This window comes from Kitasatospora sp. NPDC004614, from assembly GCF_042873675.1.
In the GTDB taxonomy this organism is placed as follows: domain Bacteria; phylum Actinomycetota; class Actinomycetes; order Streptomycetales; family Streptomycetaceae; genus Kitasatospora.
This window is the reverse complement of the sequence record NZ_JBIALR010000028.1, coordinates 13,601-34,197: the sequence shown is the minus strand read 5'-3', so window position 1 is coordinate 34,197 and position 20,597 is coordinate 13,601. Positions and strand designations below refer to the sequence as shown.

Genomic DNA, 20,597 nt, shown 5'->3' with positions numbered 1-20,597 from the left:
AAGGGATGACTGTCCTATGACCCAGAACCTGGCCGACGCCTCCCGGCCCGCCGCTGTTCCCGTCGCTCGGACGACTGCTGCGACCACCGGGGCCTCCAGAGGCGGCTGGTGGCGGGACGCGGTCATCTACCAGGTGTACCCGCGCAGTTTCGCCGACGGCAACGGGGACGGCATGGGCGACCTGCCCGGCATCCGCAGCCGGCTGCCCTACCTGCGCGACCTCGGCGTGGACGCGGTGTGGCTGTCGCCGTTCTACGCCTCGCCGCAGGCCGACGCCGGGTACGACGTCGCCGACTACCGCGCCGTCGACCCGATGTTCGGCACCCTGCTGGACGCCGACGGGCTGATCCGTGACGCCCACCAGCTGGGCCTGCGGATCATCGTCGACCTGGTCCCCAACCACTCCTCCGACCAGCACGAGTGGTTCCAGCGCGCGCTGCGCGAAGGCCCCGGCACCCCGCTGCGCGAGCGCTACCACTTCCGGCCCGGCAAGGGCGAGAACGGCGAACTCCCGCCCAACGACTGGGAGTCCATCTTCGGCGGCCCCGCCTGGACCCGCAGCGACAACCCCGACGGCACCCCCGGCGAGTGGTACCTGCACCTGTTCGCCCCGGAGCAGCCCGACTTCAACTGGGACAGCCCCGCGGTCGCCGACGAGTTCCGCTCCATCCTGCGGTTCTGGCTCGACATGGGCGTCGACGGCTTCCGGATCGACGTCGCCCACGGCCTGGTCAAGGCCCCCGGTCTGCCCGACCTCGGCGGCCACGACCAGCTGAAGCTGCTCGGCAACGACGTCATGCCGTTCTTCGACCAGGACGGCGTGCACGCCATCTACCGCAGCTGGCGCAAGATCCTCGACGAGTACCCCGGCGACCGGATCGGCGTCGCCGAGGCCTGGACCCCGACCGTCCAGCGCACCGCCAACTACGTCCGCCCCGACGAGCTGCACCAGGCGTTCAACTTCCAGTACCTGGGCACCGACTGGGACGCGGCGAAGCTGCGCGAGGTGATCGACCTCTCGCTCGACTCGATGCGGCCCGTGCAGGCCCCCACCACCTGGGTGCTGTCCAACCACGACGTCACCCGGCACGCCACCCGGTTCGCCAACGAGCCCGGCCTGGGCACCCAGATCCGCACCCCCGGCGACCGCCCGCTCGGCTTGCGCCGGGCCCGCGCCGCCACCCTGCTGATGCTCGCGCTGCCCGGCTCCGCGTACATCTACCAGGGCGAGGAACTCGGGCTGCCCGACGTCACCGACCTGCCCGACGAGGTCCGCCAGGACCCGTCGTTCTTCCGGCAGGCCGGGCAGGACGGCTACCGCGACGGCTGCCGGGTCCCCATCCCGTGGTCCGGCACCGAGGCGCCGTACGGCTTCGGCCCGGTGGCCGGCGGCCCGAGCTGGCTGCCGCAGCCCGCCGACTGGGCCGAACTCTCGGTAGAGGTCCAGACCGGTGACCCGACCTCGACGCTGGAGCTGTACCGCTCCGCGCTGGCCGTCCGCCGCGAACAGCCCGCGCTCGGCGCCGGCACCGAGGTCGAGTGGTTGGACGCCCCCGAAGGCGTGCTGATGTTCCGTCGCGAGGCGGCCGAAGGGTCGTTCGTGTGCACCGTGAACACCACCGGGGAGAGCGTGACTGTTTCGGCGCCCGGCCGGCTGCTGCTGTCCTCGGCCGCCATGACGGAGTCCGAGCACGCCGAACTCCCCGCCGACAGCACCGCATGGTGGGCGGCCTGAGGTGGTTGCAATAGGCTCTGGGCTCGTGACTACAGCGCGACTCTCCGACATCGCGGCGCAGGCGGGGGTCAGCGAAGCCACCGTCAGCCGCGTACTCAACGGTAAGGCGGGCGTCTCCGCGACCACCAGGCAGACCGTACTGGCCGCGCTGGACGTGCTCGGCTACGAACGGCCCACCCGGCTGCGCCAGCGCAGCGCCGGGCTGATCGGCCTGATCACCCCCGAGCTCAGCAACCCGATCTTCCCCGCGCTCGCCCAGGTCATCGAACAGGTGCTCAGCCGGCACGGCTTCACGCCGGTGCTGTGCACCCAGACCCCGGGCGGCTCCACCGAGGACGAACTCGTCGAGATGCTGGTGGAACGCGGTGTGGCCGGCATCGTGTTCGTCTCCGGACTGCACGCCGACACCACCGCCGACCACGACCGGTACGCCAAACTCTCCGGCCGCCAGGTCCCGTTCGTGCTGATCAACGGCTACAGCGAGAAGATCGCCGCACCGTTCATCTCCCCGGACGACCGGGCCGCGATGTGGATGGCCGTCCAGCACCTCGTCGAACTCGGCCACGAACGGATCGGGCTGGCAGTCGGTCAGAAGCGGTTCGTCCCCGTGCTGCGCAAGATCGAGGGCTTCACCGCCGCGCTCCAGCAGCTCACCGGGCGCACCGCCGAAGAGGCCGGGGAGCTGATCCACCACACCCTGTTCAGCGTCGAGGGCGGGCACGCCGCCGCCCAGGCACTGCTCGACAAGGGCTGCACGGCGATCGTCTGCGGCTCGGACATGATGGCGCTCGGCGCGATCCGCGCGGTGCGCCGGCGGGGCCTGTCGGTGCCGCAGGACGTCTCGGTGGTCGGGTTCGACGACTCGCCGCTGATAGCGTTCACCGAACCGCCGCTGACCACCGTGCGCCAGCCGGTCGAGGCGATGGCCACCGCCGCCGTCGACGCCCTGCTGGAGGAGGTCGGCGGAAACCCGGCGCAGCGCTCGGAGTTCATGTTCCAGCCGGAGCTGGTGATGCGGGGCTCGACCGGGTCGGGTCCGCGCAACTGATCGGTGTTTTAAGGCATTTGCGGCCCTCGTTCCTCGGTGGAACGGGGGCCGCAGGCGTCTTCAGGTGTAGAGCTGCTCGATGTCGCGGCGGTAGGCGGTGCTGACGGCCTGCCGGCGGACCTTCAGGGACGGGGTGAGCAGGCCGCGTTCCTCGGTGAAGTCGCCGCCGACCACGCGCACCCGGCGGATCGACTCGGCGCGCGAGACGGTCGAGTTGACGGCCTGCACCGCCTCGGCGAGTGCGGCCAGGACGGCGGGGTGGACGGGGACGGCGCTGGTCACGTCCTGGGCTTTCGTGGTGGCCGGCGGGCGTTGTTGCAGGAAGTGCTCCACCGCCTCCGGGTCCAGGGTGAGCAGCGCGCCCACGTACGGGCGGTCGTTGCCGACCACCAGGGCCTGGCTGATCAACGGGTGGGCGCGCAGGCGGTCCTCCAGCGGGCCGGGGGAGACGTTCTTGCCGCCGGAGGTCACCAGGATCTCCTTCTTGCGGCCGGTGATGGTCAGGTAGCCGTCCTCGTCGAGCCGGCCCAGGTCGCCGGTGGCGAACCAGTGTTCCCGTTCGGGTGTTGGCGCGCCCAACTCGTAGTAGCCGTCGAAGATTTGTGGCCCGCTCAGGAACACCTCGCCGTCCTCGGCGATCCGTACCGCGCTGCCCGGCACCGGCGGCCCGACGGTGCCCGGGCGCGGACGCAGCGGCGGGTTCACGGTGGACGGGCCGGTGGTCTCGGTCAGCCCGTAGCCCTCGTACACCAGCACGCCCGCGCCGGCGAAGAACAGCAGCAGCTCCGGGTCGATCGAGGAGCCGCCACTGATCGCGTACCGGATCCGGCCGCCCATCGCCTGCCGCACCCGGCGGTACACCAGGGCGTCGTACAGGCCGTGCGCCAGCCGCAGCGACAGCGGGGCGCGGTCGCCCCCGCCGTCCAGCGCGGCCAGTTCGGCGCGGGCGTAGCGCTTCGCGACCTCGGCCGCCCGGTCGAAGACCCGCACCGCGCCCTTCGCCTGCGCCTCGGCCCGGCCCAACTGGTGGATCTTCTCGAACAGGTAGGGCACGCCGACCAGGAAGGTGGCGCCGAACTCGGCCAGGTCGGGCCGGAGTTCGGCGGGCTTCAGGGACGGGCTGTGGCCGAACCGGATCCGGCCGAACACGCACGTCACCTGGATCATCCGGCCCAACACGTGCGCCAGCGGCAGGAACAGCAGGGTGGACGGCGTCTCCCCGGTCGCCGCGGTGAACACCGGCTCCAGCAGGGCGTGGCAATTCGCCGCCTCGGTGAGGAAGTTGGCGTGGGTGAGCAGGCAGCCCTTGGGGCGACCGGTGGTGCCAGAGGTGTAGATCAGGGTGGCCTCACTGTCCGGGCCGAGAGCCGCCCGCCGCTTCTCCAACTCCCCGGCGGGCACCGCCTTCCCGAGCTCACCGAGGGCCTCGACGGCGTTCTCGTCCAGCCGCCAGAGCGGCACCGTGCCGCCGGTGCGGGCGATCGCCGTGGTCAGCACCTCGGCGGTGTCGGCGTCCTCCGCGACCGCCAGGGCCGCGCCGGAGTCCCGGACGATCCACTCGGCCTGCTCGACCGAGGAAGTCGGGTACACCGGCACCAGGGACGCACCAGCCGCCCAGGCTGCGAAGTCCAGCAGCGTCCACTCGTAGCGGGTGCGCGACATCAGCACGATCCGCCCTCCCGGGCGCACCCCCGCGGCGATCAGCCCGCGGGCGGCCGCCGCTACCTCGTCGGCGAACTGACGTGCCGTCACATGCTGCCACCCGCCTGCGGGTTGACGTCTGGTGAGCACTTCGGCGTCCGGGGCTTCGGCGGCGTTGCGGAACGGCAGGTCGGCGAGGCTGCCGGAGTCCGGCGGCGGGACGAGGTGCGGGGTGCGGGCCTCGACCACCCGCCCGTCGGAGTGCAGGACTTCGACGGGCGCGCGGTCGCGCAGGTGCTCGGCGCGGGCGGCACGGGCGAGGGGGTGTGCCATCAGCGAACTCCCTTGGGTGGGGTGGGGTTCGCCCAGGGTAGGGACTCCGCCGCGAACTTACTAGACGGTAAGTTCCTTGACGGTAACGGGTGTTGGGCTTCGCTTCGGCCGCTGCGTTCAGCCCTCCTCGACGGCCGGGGCCGGGCCGGTGAAGCGCTCGCCGTCCCGGCTGCCGCCGGTGCGGGCCTGGGTGTGACGGCCGATGGACAGGTAGTCGCGCACCAGCAGCTCCACCGCGTCCTGCGGGCTGCTCACTCCGAGGCGCATCATCGCCTCCAGCGCGAGGTCCGCGTCCAGCGTGATCGTCACCTTCGCCATCGCATCGCTCCAGGGGCTCGGGACCGCTTCCGGCCTTCGGCCGAGGATAGGCCGCTGCCCCCGGAGCCGACCAGGGTCCCCGAGGGCAGCGGTGTCCGCAGTGCGGTCACCTCATGCGCGTGCGCGTGGTGTGCGCGGTGCGTGTGGTGTCAGGCGGTTCAGACCCGACCGGCGAAGTCCGGCGCCCAGTTGGCGATGGTCTCGGTCTTCACGCCGGACTTCGGGTTGGCGGCCTCGACGTACTTGCCGTCGCCGATGTAGATCGCCACGTGGTAGACGCCCGAGTTGGAGCCGTTGTTCGACCAGAACAGCAGGTCGCCCGGCTGCAGGCTGTTCAGCGAGACCCGGGTCGAGTAGTCGGCCTGGTCCGCGGCCACGCGCGGCAGGCTGATGCCGGCCTGGCGGAACGCGGCCTGGGTCAGGCCCGAGCAGTCCCAGCCGCCGTTGCCGGTGCCGCCGTAGATGTACGGCTGGCCGACCTTCGACAGCGCGAAGTCGATCGCCGCGGCCTTGGAGCCGGTCGCCTTGACGGCGGCGGTGGCGGTCGTGGTGGCGGTCGTGGTGGTGGCGGCGGGCTTGGCGGGGGTGCTCGGCTGGGCCGGCGCGGGGGTGCTCGGCTTGGCCGGGGCGGACTGCTTGGCCGGCGCCGACTGCTTGGCCGGGGCCTGGGCGACCGCGACGTTGCCGAGCGCCAGCTTCTGACCGGGGTAGATCATGTCCGGGCCCTCGGTGAGGACGGAGCGGTTCAGCTCGTACAGCTTCTCCCAGCCGCCCTCGACGTTCTGACGCTGGGCGATGGCGGACAGCCAGTCGCCCGCCACGACGGTGTAGCTGCCGGAGGCCTGGGTGTCGGCCTGCGGCTGAGCCTGCGGGCGGCTCTGGGCCTGGCCCTGGCGCTGCTGCGGGGCCGGCTGCTGGGCCTGCTTCGGCGCCTGCGGCTGGGCCGGGGCCTGGGCCTGCGGCTTGGCGGCGGTGGATCCCGTGGAGGTGTCGACCTGCGGGGCGGCGCCGCCCTTGGTCAGACCGGCCTGGACCGAGCACACCGGCCAGGCGCCGGGGCCCTGGGAGGCCAGCACCTTCTCGGCGACGGCGATCTGCTGGTCCTTGGTGGCCAGGTCGGCGCGCGGGGCGAACGCGGTACCGCCGAAGGCGGCCCAGGTGGAGGCGGTGAACTGCAGGCCGCCGTAGAAACCGTTACCGGTGTTGATCGACCAGTTGCCACTGGACTCGCACTGCGCGACCTTGTCCCAGGTGGCCACCGAAGCGGCGGAGGCGGTACCCGCGGCCAGGCCGGGGACCGTGAGGCCGATGCCCACAACACCAGTGGTGGCAATCAGACGGCGGGCGCGCTTGGCGCTGATGGGCAGCATGAAGAAGCGTTCCTCTCCCACGCCTGCGAGGTGAGCTGTCGGATTCGGGCTGGAGTTGCCCGGCCGCGCACACCTTTCGGCGCGCACGGCTTCACCCCAAGCCCCGGACCGGTCCGTCAGGACCGTCCCAGGGCGACTTACCTGGTTCCCCCGCCCCTGCCGCGGTGCGTCATTGCATGAGCCGGCCCACCCGGCGGCAGGATTCGGCGTTCCGGGCGAGCTGGGTCCGTGTGTCCACGAACGTGGGCAGGACATTAAGCGGAATTAAGGACGATTGGCAAATTCCTGTGACGGCCGTCACCAATTCGGAAAATAGCGATCATGGAAATCTGGCGAACTGGTTTGGCGCTTCCGTGCGCTGTGGGCGCGTCAGGGCGGCGGGTGTTATGTCTTTCGGTGGGGGTTGTGTGGCGTAAATTCGCATATGTCCAGTTATGTCGGCACTGGATTCCTCGAGGGTCGGGCTGAAGGCCGAGGTCGACCCGGCTTTCCGGTGAGGGGTTTCCCTCGGGGGTGCGCCGCCTTCAGGGTGTTGTCCTCCGGGCCTGTGGCCGGATGAGGTATCAAGTATCGTAGGCCGAGCCTGAATTGCTTGACTCCCGAGGTGATGGGGGTCGATTCTGGCTTCATTCCCTGGCGTGCATTCTTCGGCCAGCCTACTACCCTGACGGGTCATCGGCCTTCCGCTTTGGTCTCGCCCAATCTGTATAAGGATGATCAATCGGGCATCAGTGGACAAGCTGCCAAAGGTACTTGACCGCCTCTTCACTCTGGCTGCATCGTTCCTTTTCGATTGCCCGTCGAAGATCATGGCGGGTCAGCGGGAGGGAAAGATCAAGGACATGTCAAGAAATTCTGATTCGTCGCGCCGCGCGGCCCGGCGCCGCAGAGGGGGGACGGGAGCGGTTTCGCGGGCGACCCTCAGCGCCGCCGCAGCACTGTTGCTGCTTGCGATACCGGCGCCGTTCGCTGCAGCGGAGTCAACTCCTGCTCCGGGCCAGACCGTTGGGGACGTCCAGGCCCCCGCCGAGTCCGAGACCACCAAGGCGATCCGCGCAGCACTCGAGCAGGCCAAGAGCACCGGCGCGCCGGTTCGGATCGATGCGCTGACCACCGAGACCAGCGAGACGTTCGCCGAGGCCGACGGCCGGTCGCTCCACTCCGAGAGCTTCGCCCAGGACGTCAGGACCAAGCGCACCGGTAACTGGCAGACCCTCGACACCGCGCTGCGGGCCAAGAGCGACGGCACGGTCGCCCCGGCCGTCACCAGTGCCGACCTGGTGTTCTCCGGCGGCGGCAGCGGTCCGCTCGCCACCGTCACAACGGCCGACGGCAAGAAGATGTCCATCACGGCACCGTTCGCCCTGCCGAAGCCGACGCTGAACGGGTCCAAGGCCACCTACGCCTCGGTGCTGCCGGATGTCGACCTCGAAGTGACGGCCCGTCCGGACGGCGGCTGGCGCGAGGTGATCGTCGTCAAGACCGCGCAGGCGGCCGCCGACCCGCGCCTGAAGACGCTGCGGTTCCCCGTCCAGACCACCGGGCTGACGATCGCCTCGGACCAGGCCGGCAACGTGACGCTGACCGACGAGGCGGGCAAGGCGCGTTTCCACGCCCCGACACCGTTCCAGTGGGATTCCAGCAAGCCGGCCGCGCCCGCCCCGCTGAGCGGTGCGGCTTCGAAGGCCCCGAAGTCCCTGCTGGCCGCGCCTGCGTCGGCCGGGACGGCGCCGGACTCGGAGGTCTCCAACACCGAGCGCCCGGGTGAAGGCGCCGTTGTCTCGACGATCGGTGTGGGCACCACCGGCAGCGAGCTGGTGCTGACGCCCGACCAGAACACCTTCGGCAAGGGGGCCGGCCCCTGGTACCTCGACCCCGACTGGTCGGCTGCTACGACCAACCAGGTCAATGCCGAGGTGCAGGAGAACCATCCGGACACCGCCAACATCAACGTCAGCAACCTCGGTGTCGGCTACTGCGGATACTCCAACTGCACCGGCTACGGCCGCTACCGGGCCTACTACCAACTCGGCGTCCCGGACGTCCTGTATGCCGGAAACGGCCATGACACGGCGACAGTGACCCAGGCTACTTTGCTTGCCAACGTCACCGAGGCCTCCTCGCCGGACACCAAGACCACGATCAACCTCTACAGCGTTCCGGCGTTCGGGGGTACCACGACCTGGAACAACCAGCCCTGTGGCACGGCCAGCAAGATGCAGGGGTGCACCTGGGTCGGGAACTCCGAGATCACCGGCACCGGCGGCCTCAGCTACGACGTCAAGTCATGGGCTCAACTGCTGGCCAACGGCAAGTACCCGAACTGGACGATCGGCTTCTCCGCCGACAACGAGAACGACAAGCTGCAGCGCCACCATCTCGACGCGAACCCGAAGATCACCATCTACTTCGACATCACGCCGACAATCTGGTGGCCGCGAACCACGCCGACCCCGGGCTACATCAACGACCCGGTCCTCGGTACCCAGCGCAACGACTGCGTGACTCCCGGCGGCGACGCCTCGTACGCGCCCGGCTGGGTCGGAGCCAACCAGTACATCAGGCTCAACGTCAGTACCTGGTCACCGATCAACAACTCGCTGAACACAACGTTCCGCATCAAGGACGACAACGACGGCTCGTCGAACGAACTTTCGACCGGCTTCGGTGGCAGTGGCGACCCGGTGGTGTTCTTCGACCGAGGGACGGACGGCCACCAGTACCACTGGAACGCCAGCACGGCCGACGAAAAGCTCCGCTCCAAGGACTCGGACACCTGCTACTTCCGCGTGGACAAGACGCCGCCGCAGGTCGCCCTGACCTCGACGGACTTCCCGGCCAGCGGCATCCTCGGTCAGACGCCCACCAAGAAGGTCGGCCAGAGCGGCACCTTCACCGTCAGCGCCCAGGACCCGGCCCCCGCCAACGGCCTGCAGGCCTCCGGCATGGCCTGCGTCCGCTGGAGCACCGACCCGACCGCCGTCACCGGCTGGTCCTGCGGTGACGCCGGCACCACCGGCAGCGGCATCATCAAGGGCGGCTCCGGCACGTTCACCTTCACCCCGACCGTGTGGGGCACCAACACCCTGTTCGTCCAGGCGATGGACGTGGCCGGCAACTACAGCCAGCCGCTGCGCTACACCTTCTACGTGCCGTGGGACCCGGCCAAGGGCACCTCGTCGCCCGGCGACCTCACCGGCCGCGGCCGGGGCGACATCCTGCTCCCCGACGACCTCGGCAACCTCCGAGTCATGACGCTCGACACCGACCCGACCAGCGCCCTCGCCGCGCCGATGGACCTGTTCCCCGGCGGATACGGCTGGAAGGACAGCATCACCAAGACCACGCACCGTGGCGCGCTGCGCTCCATGCAGCTCGACGACGCCTTCGCGTGGACCAACGCCACGGCTGATCTCGCCAAGGTCCTCTACCTGTACGAGAACAGGGGAGACGGCACCTTCAAGACCGCCTCGCCGCTGACCAAGCCCACCAGCTTCGCCGCGACCGACGGCACCCCGCTGACCGCCGCGCCGAGCGGCTGGAACGCGGACTGGTCGAAGGTCAGCCAGATCCTCGCGCTCGGCTCGCTCAACGGCCCGCTGAACGCGTCGGACGGCATCGTCAGCAAGAACCAGACCGCCCTCCTCACCGTCGAGAACGGCAACCTCTGGATGTACCGCGGCGCGACCACCAACAACCTTGACGCGCCTGCCGTGAAGCTGAATACCGCCAGCTGGTCGGAGTACGACCTGATCAACCCCGGGCCGGCCAACGGCAAGTCCCAGCAGCCGACCCTGTGGTCCCGCAGCCGGGCCGACGGCCTGATCCGGGCCTACGACATCACCCTGAAGGCCGACGGCCGAGTCGACCTCTCGGCGCTCGCGGACCCGACCGGCCCGCAGTCACGGGTGATCAGCACCCAGCGGTTCTGGAGCAGCGTCTACCCGAAGATCGGCTCCAGCGGCGACGCCAACAAGGACGGCATCACCGACCTGTGGACCATCGACGCCAAGGGCAAGCTGCAGATCTGGCCCGGCACCACCGTTGACGGAACGTCGGCCACCGCGGTCAACGGCTTCGCCACCGACGGCTCCGACCAGGGCGACACCCGCCGCTTCGTCGAGCGCTACCGCCTGCAGGGCCTGGACCCCAACACCCTGGTGCCCGGTTACTACAAGAACTCGCCCGCCGCCCGGCCCATCGGGACGGTCTCCTTCCCGACCGACACGGTCAACGGCGTCTCCACCAACGTCGCCGCGTTCTCCGGCAGCTCCAACCCCGGACGGATCGACTTCACCAACCTCGTCGGCCCGTTCCAGATCGACACGGCCAAGTCCTTCACCGTCACCGCCTGGGCCAAGCCCAGCGGCACCACCGCCCAGGGCGCCGTCCTCAGCACCAAGGGCACCAACTCCAGCGGCCTGGTCCTCGCCCCCGGTGCGGACGGTAACTGGCACTTCAAGCTGGCCACCGCGGACGGCGCGCAGGCGGCGTACGACGACACCAGTTCCAGCATCACCAACGCCGCCCGCTACAAGGACGGCCGCTGGGACCGACTGACCGTCAGCTACAACGCCACCACGAAGGTCATGACCCTCTATGTGAACGGCGCCCTGGCCGGCTCCGCCGTCCACTCCGGCGGCTTCGCCGTCAAGGGCCAGCTGGTGATCGGCGCCAACCAGGAGGCCGGCGCCATCAACACCGCCTTCTCCGGCCGCGTCAGCGACGTCACCGTCTACGACACCGCGACCGACGCCGGCAGCATCACCGGACCGCTGATCCTCGACACCCCGACCAGCACCTGCCTGGAAGACCTCCTCTCGGTCGACCAGAACGGCCAGGCCATCCAGATCAACAACTGCAAGGGCCTCAACACGCAGAAGTTCACCGCCCAGCCCGACGGCACCCTCAAGGTCTTCACCCGCTGCATCGAACCCGTCAACGGCGGCACCGCCAGCGGCACCCTCATCCAGCTGATGGACTGCAACGGCACCCCCAACCAGCAGTGGATCCTCCGGCCCGACGGCTCGATCTACAACGTGCAGTCCGGCCGGTGCCTCGACGTCCCAGAGGCCAAGACCACCCCCGGCACCAGGGTCCAACTCTGGGACTGCAACCAGACCACGGCCCAGCGCTGGCGCTCGACGCCGGTCGGCTGAACTTCTCGATTCTGAGCAATGTGTAACTGGTGCCTTCCCGTCATGGATGGGAAGGCACCAGCGTTTTCTATCGGTGTCCGACTCCGATCGACCGACTGCTCGACGGTGCGAGCCGCTCCCATTCGCAGATAAGTGCGCAGGCGAGCGAGACGAAGGCGTTGCGGAGGTCGAGGCGTCGTTCCCATCGGACGGCGAGGCGCTTGAACTGGTGGAGTTGGGCGAGCGTCTGCTCGACGACGTAGCGGAGCTTGCCGAAGCCGATGATGTCGCGTTCCCCCTGCGGGAGATGACCGGCAGGATCCGGCGCTTGCGCAGTCCTCGGCGGTTGGGGCTGCTGTCGTAGCCCTTGTCTCCGAGCAGGGCGTCGGGGCGTTTGCGGGGGTGGCCGACTCGGCCAGCGACCGGTGGGATGCCGTCGACCAGGGCGAGGATCAGGGTGACGTCGTTGACGTTGGCGGCGGTGGTGATCACATGGAGCGGGATGCCTCCCCCGTCGCTGATCAAGTGGTGCTTGCTCCCGGTCTTGCGACGGTCGACCGGGGACGGACCGGTTGCCTCACCCCCTTTTTTTCGCGCGCCCGTGGGAGGCGTCCACGCAGGCGTGGGTCCAGTCGAGCAGTCCGGCCGCGTTCAACTCGGCCAGGAGTATGCGATGGCGGACGTCGAACGCTCTGGCCGCCCTGCCAGCGGCCGAGCCGCCTCCACCATGGCTGGCCGGGGCCGGAGTAAAGCTGCCAGTTGCTGTCAGGTGATGCCGATGTACTGTACGAACAGTTCGACCATGCTGTTGCTCCACTACGGCGATGCGCCCCTCCAGAAATCGATCTGGAGGGGCGCGCACCTAGTTTGCTTCCTTCTCGCGGAATTCTCTAAATGTAGGGGTTCGCCGAGAACATTGGGCGGTCGCTCGGAAAATCTTCAGGGAAGAAGCTCGGGCGCAGTGCACCCGTAAGCAGGTCGACCAGAACCCCTGCGGAACTCCTGGTTGAGAAGGCGAAGCTGAGCTGGCCAGCCTCGATAATAACCGTTGGCCATCGAGCTGGCTCACCAACGGGTAGCCACATCAAAGAGTCGCCATTATCACTTGCCCCCCACTGCACGAGATCGCCGGGATCTACGCTGTAGTCATTCAAGCCGGCCCGGAGGTCGGTACACTCTTTGGTCCTCAAGATTGATCCCATGGCCCTGGTTTTTGTCGAGATGTCGAGATGTGGGTTTTCAATCCCCTCTCCAAAAATCCAGATGAATTCGTCAAAGCAGCCGACGCCGTAGGTCTCGATAAGCTCACGGTGGCTGGAAGGGATCGTCGGCGCAAAATCGTCTGACCGTGAGCCGACCGTAGGGGAATGGGTGCGAGGCGGAGGGCAAATCGCCATGAGGACCTCCAAATCGCCCATGGTTCACCTTCCTAGATGTTGGGTATCGTTTGCTTGAATGACCAGCCGAAATCATCCACGGCTTCAAGCATGACGTGGCTGGGGATTACTCCACCATTGCCATATATTGGCGTCACGCTCATGATGATTGTGTTTCCGGTGCTGCTGACGTGTGCGGCGATTGCATTTTCGGCAGTGGCGATAGCTCCGTTATTCTGCACGTCCGATTGCGTGACGATATTCCTCAAGTCCTTTCCATCGCCACCAAATTGCCTGCCGATCAAATGCCCGCGAGAGTGGCCGGCGGCCTCGCCGCCAAACCCTGCCGGGGTTTGCCCTTCCCTATTGCCCCGGCCCGGGGCGCTACCTATCTTTTTGGCTTTGGCGTCCGCCAAGGTTTGAGGGGATACCTCGGCATATGCAACTCCGGCTCGCCCATTCTCCAATTCGCTATAAATGGGACAGTTGTGTACGAGAACCGGCGCGGTCCCTGCCAGCACATAGTACGTGTGGAGGGTATCGACAGTGAGGTTGTAAGCGGTTCGGGGCTCAGTGTGGTAGGACGAGGTGGCCGTGACCACGGCCGATGTTCCGTCTGCAATGTGTACCCGGTGGCCAACCGGGAGATCGGTCGCGTCGGTCCATCGCTGGGCGGTTTCGTCCCAGTACGGGTGGTGTGCCGTGGACGTGATGACCTGATAGTTCTCGTCGTGTGCCCATTGAAGCGTCAGCGTCGTGAAGTCGGCGTCGTCGGGATTGACGATGGTCGCAGTGACCGGCTCGGGACGAGTTACGCCAGTCTGTGGGTCGGTGGCGAGGACCTCGTCGCCGATCTCAAGCTTGTTGATCGCCTTGGTTGTGCCATCAGCGAGTTGGACCAGGGTGCCGGCAGGGAAGCTGTTCTTGCAGCCGGGGCCGGATCCTCCGGAGCTTCCTGCGGGTTCCTCCGCTGCAGGCTTGCTACTTGGCGCGTCAGCCTTGCCTTCGGGTTTCGGGCCGGCGTCCGCCTTGGTTGCTGCCTTCTCGGCTTCGGCTGCCTCCTTCTCCGTCTTGCGGGCGATGTTGAGAGCCTCTTCGGCTTCCTTGGCGATGCGCTGGGCACTGCGCATGGCGGTGTAGGCCTTTTCGCCTTCGCGCCAGAGCTTGAACGCCTTGATGCCGATCTTGACGGCCTTGAGGGCCTTGGCCCAGGGGACGAAGTTGAGGGCGGTGTTGATGCAGCCCATGACGTCGCCCTTGGTGAAGCAGTCGCGGGCGTCGTTGAAGCCGATCAGGTCGCCGACGACGTCGACGATCTTGCTGATCAGTTCTTCGCGTTCACGCTTCGCCTTGGCGAGGGCCTCGTCGGCCTCGTTCTTCTTCTGGAGGGCCTGGTTGGTAGCTTCGGACTTGCTGTTGTCGGCGGAGTTGGTGCCGCTGGAGCCCTGCTCGCCGTCATCGGAGCCTTGGTCGACGGGGGGCGTGGTACCGCCCTGGCAGTAGCCGTCCCGCGTGACGCGGCAGGTGCCGTTGGGGTCGGAGCCGTTGACGGGGTCGTTGTTGGCGTACGCGTAGCCGTTCCAGGACTGGGGGTCGCCGGCGTTGAACACCGGGTCGACGGAGAGGAAGCGTCCTGTTCTGGGGTCGTACTGGCGGGCGCCGAGGTTGGTGAAGCCGGTGCCCTCGATGGTGCCGCCGACGAAGCCCTTGTCGCCGGCCCAGGCGCCGTTGCCAGGCTGGGTGCCGCGGGCGTTGCCGAACGGGTCGGTGGGGCGTCGGACGGAGTTGAGGGTGGTGGCCTCGAACTGGACGGCGCCGGTGCCGTGCGGGTCGGCGGCTTGGTAGTAGAGCTTGCCGCCGCCGGTGGCGGTGGTGCGGGTGACGGTCAGTCCGCCGGGGGCGGAGTAGTAGCGGGTGTTGGACAGGGCGTGGGTGGCGGTGTCGAGGGTGAGCTCGTCCGAACCCAGGTTGACGGTGACCTTGCCGGGGCTGCGGCGGATGAACTGGTTGCCGTTCGCGTCGTAGACGTAGCTGGTGTCACCGTTGGTGCCGGTGTCGTGGACCTTGGCGAGCTTGCCCTGGTTGTCCCAGGTCAGGGTCTTGGTGCCGCCGGTGTCGGTGATGGAGGTGGTGTTGCCGACCGCGTCGTAGGTGGACGTGGCGACGGTGCTGGCGCCGTTGACGGTGGTCTTGGAGGTCAGCAGCGCGTGCGGACCGCCGGTGCCGCCGCCCGTGGCCGGGTCGGTGGAGGGGGTGTTCGGGCCTGTGGCGAAGGTCTGGTCGACCGTCTTGTCCTTGGCGACCGTGCCGGCGGTGTCGTGCTGGACCAGCTTGGTCCGGTTGCCGGTCAGGTCGTAGCCGTAGGACTGCCAGTACGGGGCCGGGCCGCCGATCCTGCTGCCGGCGGTGAGCGCCGTGGGCTCGGTGGAGTTGGTGCAGCCGCCGATGCCGGGCACCGAAGGGGCGGCGGCGGTGGTGGTGGTTCCCTTGTCGGTCCAGGCGGCGCTGAGGCGGCCCAGGTAGTCGTAGGTGAAGCACTGCAGGTCGGTGTTGACGCCGTCCTGCACGGTCTTCACCGAGGTCATCGCCCCGGCCTTGTTGAAGGTGTAGTCGCTCAGGTCGACGTGGGTGGTCGTCGAGGTCTGCTTGTCCAGGGTGGACTGGACGATCCGGCCGGTGGCGGGGTCGATGCCCTGGGTGGAGACGACCTGCATCCCCGACTTGCCGACCGTGGTACGGACCGGGCGGCCGAAGTTGTCGTACTGCATGTCCTGGACGTAGTAGTCCAGGCCGCTGGAGGTGGTGAAGTTGCCGTCGTTGTCGTAGGAGTTGCCGACCGTCTCGGCCGCCAGACCGCCGATCGCCGGCATCTGCACCGACTTGAGCAGGTTCAGGGCGGTGTCGTAGGTCATCGACCACGTGTAGGTGCCGGCCAGTTCGGTCTCGCCCGGAACGGACGGGATGGTGACCGAGGTGCCGGTCGGCCGGTAGCCGAGGTCGTAGCCGGTGACCGACCGCTGGTATGCCAGCTTGGCGCCGCCGGCCGGGTTGTCGACGTAGCGGGTGGAGCTGTCCGGCTTGCCCAGCACCTTGGAGTCGTAACCCCAGGCGGTGGTCAGCTTCGACGCGTCGGTGTTCGACGTGCCGTCGTACTGCCCGGTCGTGCGGCCGAGCAGGTCGTAGCTGAAGCTGGTCGACTTGCCGCGCGCGTCGGTCGTGGTGGCGACGTTCCCGGACACGTCGTACACGGTGGTCGAGGTGCCGGCGTCGGGGTCGCTGCTGCTAGTCGGCTGACCGAGCAGGCCGTAGCTGTAGGTCCACCGGTGCGGCGGGCTGGCCGAGTCCTGACGCCAGGTCGGCCTGCCCGCGATGTCGTACCCGTAGGTCGTCGCGTCGTAGGCGCCGGTGGGGGTGTTGGACTTGTACTGCCGGGTCTCGACGGTCGCGCCGGTGGCGTCGGTGATCGTCGTGGACGCGAAGCCGCCGGTGGGCGGGGTGCTGTCGACGCGGTCGGCGCCGAGGTAGGCGGTGGTGGTCCGCCACTGTTCCTGGCCGTAGGAGACGAACTTGCTGACGGTGGGCCGGCCCAGGCCGTCGTACTCGGTCCAGGTCTGGGCGGCGATCTCCGAGTCGCCGACGGGTATGTAGACGGCCGTGGTCGGACCGGAGTCCTTGTTGTAGTAGGCCGGGGTGGCCTGGACCTGCCAGCCGTGCGAGTCGAAGACGGACTCGGAGATCAGACGGCCGGTGGTGTTGGCGACCGGCACGGACTGGGCCTGCCGGATACGGCCCAGGCCGTCGTAGATCTGGATGCTGTTGGCGTAGTTGATGCCGTCCTTGCGCAGGCTCTTGCTGGTGACGGTGGACGGACCGTTGATGCCGTTGAGCGCGTACGAGAAGACGCGGTTGGCGTTCTTGAGGTCGCCGGCGGCCGCCGGGTCGCGTCCGGGCAGCCACACACCGGTGAGGCGGCCGAGGGCGTCGTAGGCCTCGGTGGTGGTCCGGCCGTTCTCGTCGACCGCCTTGGTGGGCAGGCCGCGGCCGGGGTCCATGGTGGTGCTGGACTTCCAGCCGAGCGGGTTGATGATCTCGACGGTGGTCGGGATCGCGCCGGTGGCCGGGGTGTAGACCGTCGTCGTGGTGGCGCCGCCCGGGTGGGTGGCGTCGGTACGGTTCGGGTCGGTGGTGGCAATCTGGCGGCCGTAGGCGTCGTACTGGGCCTTGGCGGTCACCCGGTAGTTGGGCGTGTTGCCCGCACCGTAGGACTCCAGGACCCGGCTCTCGGTCTGGTTGGCCTCGGCGCCGATGGTGCCGAGCGGCTGGCCGTCGTAAATCGTCTGCGTGTCGGCGATGGTGTTGGCCTGGGTGGGCGTCTGCCCACACGCGCCGGCCAGGGTGAGCACCCGGTACGGGGTCTCCACCATCAGGGCGTTGTTGCCGCTGCCGGTGGCGTAGCTGACAGCCGTGCACTGCCGCTGGGGCAGGCCGGCGAGCGAGGTGTCACCGAGGACGTCGGTGGTCAGCACCCGCCCGGCGTGAGTCTTGTCGGTGTCGTAGGTGACGCTGCGTTCGGTGACCCGCCAGGAGCCGTCCGACAGCAGCGAACGGGCCTTCACCTGCGCGGTGTTGACGAACCGGGCGTAGACCGGCGGCAGACCGTTCGGCTGGGTGTGGGTGGACGTCACGTCGGAGACCCACGGGGTGGTCAGCTCGCCGCCCATGACCTTGGCGTTCGCCGCCGCGGAGTCGTAGTTCTGGGTCTCCCGGACGAATCCGGCCAGCTCGTCCGCGTCGGTGATGGTGCCGCCCCAGGAGTCCGCGACCTGTCCGCCCATACCGCGCAGGAACGTCGTGACGTTCTTGGTCTTCGGCCCGTCGGAGCCGCTGCCGGTGGTGGTGGTGACGTTCTGGTAGCCGCGGAAGTTGTCCCAGGTACGGGTGTCGTCGTCGGCGAACTCCGAGTCGTTGCGGTGCCACGCGGCGCCGCCGCCGTAGCTGTACTCGGTGAGCTTCGACGGGCTCGACGCCGTGACCATCGACTCCTCGGTGACCGAGGAGACCAGGTATTTGTGGAACCAGTCGTCGTAAGGCTTGGCGGTGGACGGCGAGTTCGGCGGGATCCACTTCACCGGCATGCACGCCAGGGTGTTTTCCTGCGGCGACTTCGGCATCCGGCCGGCCGAACGATTGCACTCCGCGTCCTTGTAGGTGACCGTGATCCGGCCGCCGGTCTCGGTGCGGATGTCCTTCATCCGGGGACGGTTGAACTGCGGGACCGGCGGGGACAGGCCGTCGACCCGGTTCGGGAACGGCGACGCGTTGAAGCTGACGGCCGGGACGGGCATGTCGCCCTGGCCGTTCTTCCCGGTGCGCTTGATCGAGCTCAGCCACACCAGCTTCGCGGTGCCGTCACCCGGATCCCACTGACTCTGGGTCAGCGTCCAGGTGTCGACGGTCCGCGGGTTGCCGCCCACGTAGACCTTGGTGTCGATCTGCGACAGCATCTTCGACGTCCAGAACGACGGCCCGTAGTTGGTGCACGGACCCGTGGCGGCGCACAGCTGGTCGAGCGGAGTGTCCGGCCAGGACGCCTGGTTGGCCGCCGTCATCTCCGCCGGCGTGCAGGTGGTGGCACCCGGCCAGCACCGCTCCGTGACCGTGAAGACGACCTTCTCGGCCGGGTTGCCCGCGCCCTTGACCGCGATCTGGTCGGACAGCCGGACACCGTAGTGGATGTCGGTGATGTACGAGTTGCGGTCGTAGGCGGTCAGCGTGCCGGTGCCGTTGTTCTGGCCACCGCCGCGGCTGTAGTAGTTGCTCTCCTTGGCGTACTTGTACTTGATCAGGTTGCCGTGGAGGTCGACGACGAAGTCGAGGTTCCACTGCCACCCCATCTGGCACCAGGAGGCAAGCCCGGTCGAGGAGTTGTAGCAGGGGTCGCCCGCGTGCGGGTGGTACACCGGCACCGAGTTGACCGAGTTGGCGGCCGGGTCGGTCCCGTCACCACCGGGCAGGTGGTTGGCACCGAAGTAGTACTGGGTGCCATCGGTGGTGGTGACCTTGAAACCCTCACCGTTCCAGGCGCCGTTGTTCAGGCCGGTCAGCGGGGTGATCTGGGTACCGTCGTCGCCCTGCAGGCGCAACTCGCCGTTGCCGTCGTTGCGCACCACCATGCCGGAGTGCCCGGCCAGGTTCAGCTGCAGGGCCTGACCGGCCCAGCACTCGTCGCCCGACATGTCGATGCCGGACTTCGCACACGGCTTGTACGAGCGGCTGATCGAGCCCGGCGTGTAGTCCCAGCCGTCACCGATCCACGACGGCTGCGAGTTGTTCGCCGCCGTCCGACCGTCCACCGCGGAGGAGTCGTAGCTCAGCACCACACTGGGCGCCGCCCCGCCGATCGCCGTCGGCGCGGCGATCGTGTACGAGTACGTGAAGTTGCCCGCGTTGGTGCCGGCGCTCCACGCCGCGGACGGCGAGATCGCGGTGGCCGCGTACGAGCCCATCGAACCCGACGGCGAGGCCTCCGCGGCGAGCACCATGGTGCCCGAGGACGCGGCGGCCTGCTCCGTGAACCCCGCCTGCACCACGGCGCCGGAACCGGCGGCGTTCGCCTTCACGGCGCCCGACTTGCCGTCGGCCGCCGGGAGTTCGAGATCGGCGGTCAGCGTGCCGGTGCGCGCGTCCAGCGTGGACGCCACCAGCGTGCTCTTGGCGCACTCCGGCTTGTCCGGCGTGGTCAGCGCGCACTCGGGCAGCCGCACCAGCCGGGCCCGGTCGGACCACGCGCCGTCACCGATCAGGTCCTTGAGGTCGAGCGAGACACTCAACGGGTGACCTGGTTCGGCGGATCCGTTCGCGCCGGTCAGCGCGATCACCGGCCCGGTGCGGCCGGTGGCCTTGGACTTGCCCTCGTCCAGGACATCGACCTTCACGGACGGGACGTCCGCCGAGGAAGCCTTGCCCTGAGCGCGGTCGGTCAGGAACACCGGCAGATCGCCGGCCTTGATCCGGGCGTCACCCCCGGCGGAAGGAGCCGCGCCGCCGTTCAACTTCCGTGCCGCGAGCTGTTCCTGCGACACATCGCCGATCGCCACCGTGGCCGAGCCGGACTTCGGCGCGCGCCGCGGCGCCGCCTTGCCGCCCCCCTGGCCGCCGTCGACCGGAACGGTCTTCAGTACCTCGTCATGACCGGAGACCGACTTCGTCTCCTGCAACTTCGTGTTCGGCGGCACCCAGACCTTCGGCGGCTTCGCGGCGAACGCCGCGGGCGGCGCCACCAGCATCGAGGTCACAACTGCCAAAAGCGTCAACAACCCCACTCCGCGCGTCTGGCCTCGCAGCCAGCGCCAGAGTGGGGAGCGCACACGCCAAGTCCCCACCGGTATCTCCCCAATATGCGGATTTCGTTGCACCAAGACCCGCCCAAACCCCGGAAGGGAACAGGCCGAATCCCATGCAATTGCAATCGCTAAAGTTAGGGACCTTCACCGACCCACCACTACTGCCGGTCGCGGACTTTAACCATCCCGTGACCAGTCATCAGCGACCAATCAGGACAACAGTGGACAATGGGCCGCGCTACCGCTTGAGGCCGTGTTCCGCACTGCGGAAATGATCGGGGAGTTATGCGGAGTC

The 20,597-nt window shown here is 68.5% G+C and carries 8 protein-coding genes, 1 pseudogene and 1 riboswitch; of the genes and pseudogenes, 3 read left to right on the top strand and 6 right to left on the bottom strand.

The features are described 5' to 3' along the window. Window positions 1–16: 16 nt before the first annotated feature. Both ACFYST_RS34265 and ACFYST_RS34260 read left to right on the top strand, forming a co-directional pair. Window positions 17–1,735 carry a glycoside hydrolase family 13 protein gene (locus tag ACFYST_RS34265; protein WP_387868148.1) on the top strand — a complete coding sequence of 573 codons (1,719 nt, stop codon included), beginning with the start codon at window positions 17–19 and terminating at the stop codon, window positions 1,733–1,735. A 25-nt stretch (window positions 1,736–1,760) separates the two neighbouring features. Beyond that, the gene (locus ACFYST_RS34260; RefSeq protein ID WP_387645074.1) at window positions 1,761–2,783 is read left to right on the top strand and encodes a LacI family DNA-binding transcriptional regulator; all 1,023 of its coding nucleotides are present in this window, start codon (window positions 1,761–1,763) and stop codon (window positions 2,781–2,783) included. A gap of 60 nt (window positions 2,784–2,843) precedes the next feature. Here ACFYST_RS34260 and ACFYST_RS34255 read toward each other — a convergent pair whose 3' ends face one another. The 3 genes from ACFYST_RS34255 to ACFYST_RS34245 all read right to left on the bottom strand — a co-directional run bounded on the left by ACFYST_RS34255 (window position 2,844) and on the right by ACFYST_RS34245 (window position 6,445). Beyond that, window positions 2,844–4,757, bottom strand: a complete 1,914-nt coding sequence (locus ACFYST_RS34255; RefSeq protein WP_387868146.1) for an AMP-dependent synthetase/ligase — start codon at window positions 4,755–4,757, stop codon at window positions 2,844–2,846. A gap of 117 nt (window positions 4,758–4,874) precedes the next feature. Next, window positions 4,875–5,075, bottom strand: a complete 201-nt coding sequence (locus tag ACFYST_RS34250) for a hypothetical protein (RefSeq protein WP_387868143.1) — start codon at window positions 5,073–5,075, stop codon at window positions 4,875–4,877. A gap of 158 nt (window positions 5,076–5,233) precedes the next feature. Next, on the bottom strand, window positions 5,234–6,445 hold the full coding sequence (locus ACFYST_RS34245) for a transglycosylase family protein (RefSeq protein ID WP_387645065.1): 1,212 nt from the start codon (window positions 6,443–6,445) through the stop codon (window positions 5,234–5,236). Window positions 6,446–6,450: 5 nt separating this feature from the next. Then, window positions 6,451–6,627: riboswitch (cyclic di-AMP (ydaO/yuaA leader) on the bottom strand. A gap of 759 nt (window positions 6,628–7,386) precedes the next feature. On the opposite strand from ACFYST_RS34245, the gene ACFYST_RS34240 reads away from it, so the two are divergent. Further along, complete coding sequence (locus tag ACFYST_RS34240) at window positions 7,387–11,604, top strand: ricin-type beta-trefoil lectin domain protein (protein WP_387868141.1); 4,218 nt, start codon at window positions 7,387–7,389, stop codon at window positions 11,602–11,604. Window positions 11,605–11,856: 252 nt separating this feature from the next. Here the strand turns inward: ACFYST_RS34240 and ACFYST_RS34235 are convergent. The 3 genes and pseudogenes from ACFYST_RS34235 to ACFYST_RS34225 all read right to left on the bottom strand — a co-directional run. Next, window positions 11,857–12,135: pseudogene (locus tag ACFYST_RS34235) on the bottom strand (transposase); the annotation flags it as partial. 338 nt (window positions 12,136–12,473) lie between these two features. Further along, window positions 12,474–13,001 carry a hypothetical protein gene (locus tag ACFYST_RS34230; protein WP_387868140.1) on the bottom strand — a complete coding sequence of 176 codons (528 nt, stop codon included), beginning with the start codon at window positions 12,999–13,001 and terminating at the stop codon, window positions 12,474–12,476. Between the two features lie 11 nt (window positions 13,002–13,012). Further along, window positions 13,013–20,254 (bottom strand): polymorphic toxin-type HINT domain-containing protein, encoded by a 7,242-nt coding sequence (locus ACFYST_RS34225; protein ID WP_387868212.1) that lies wholly within the window; start codon window positions 20,252–20,254, stop codon window positions 13,013–13,015. Window positions 20,255–20,597: the final 343 nt, after the last annotated feature.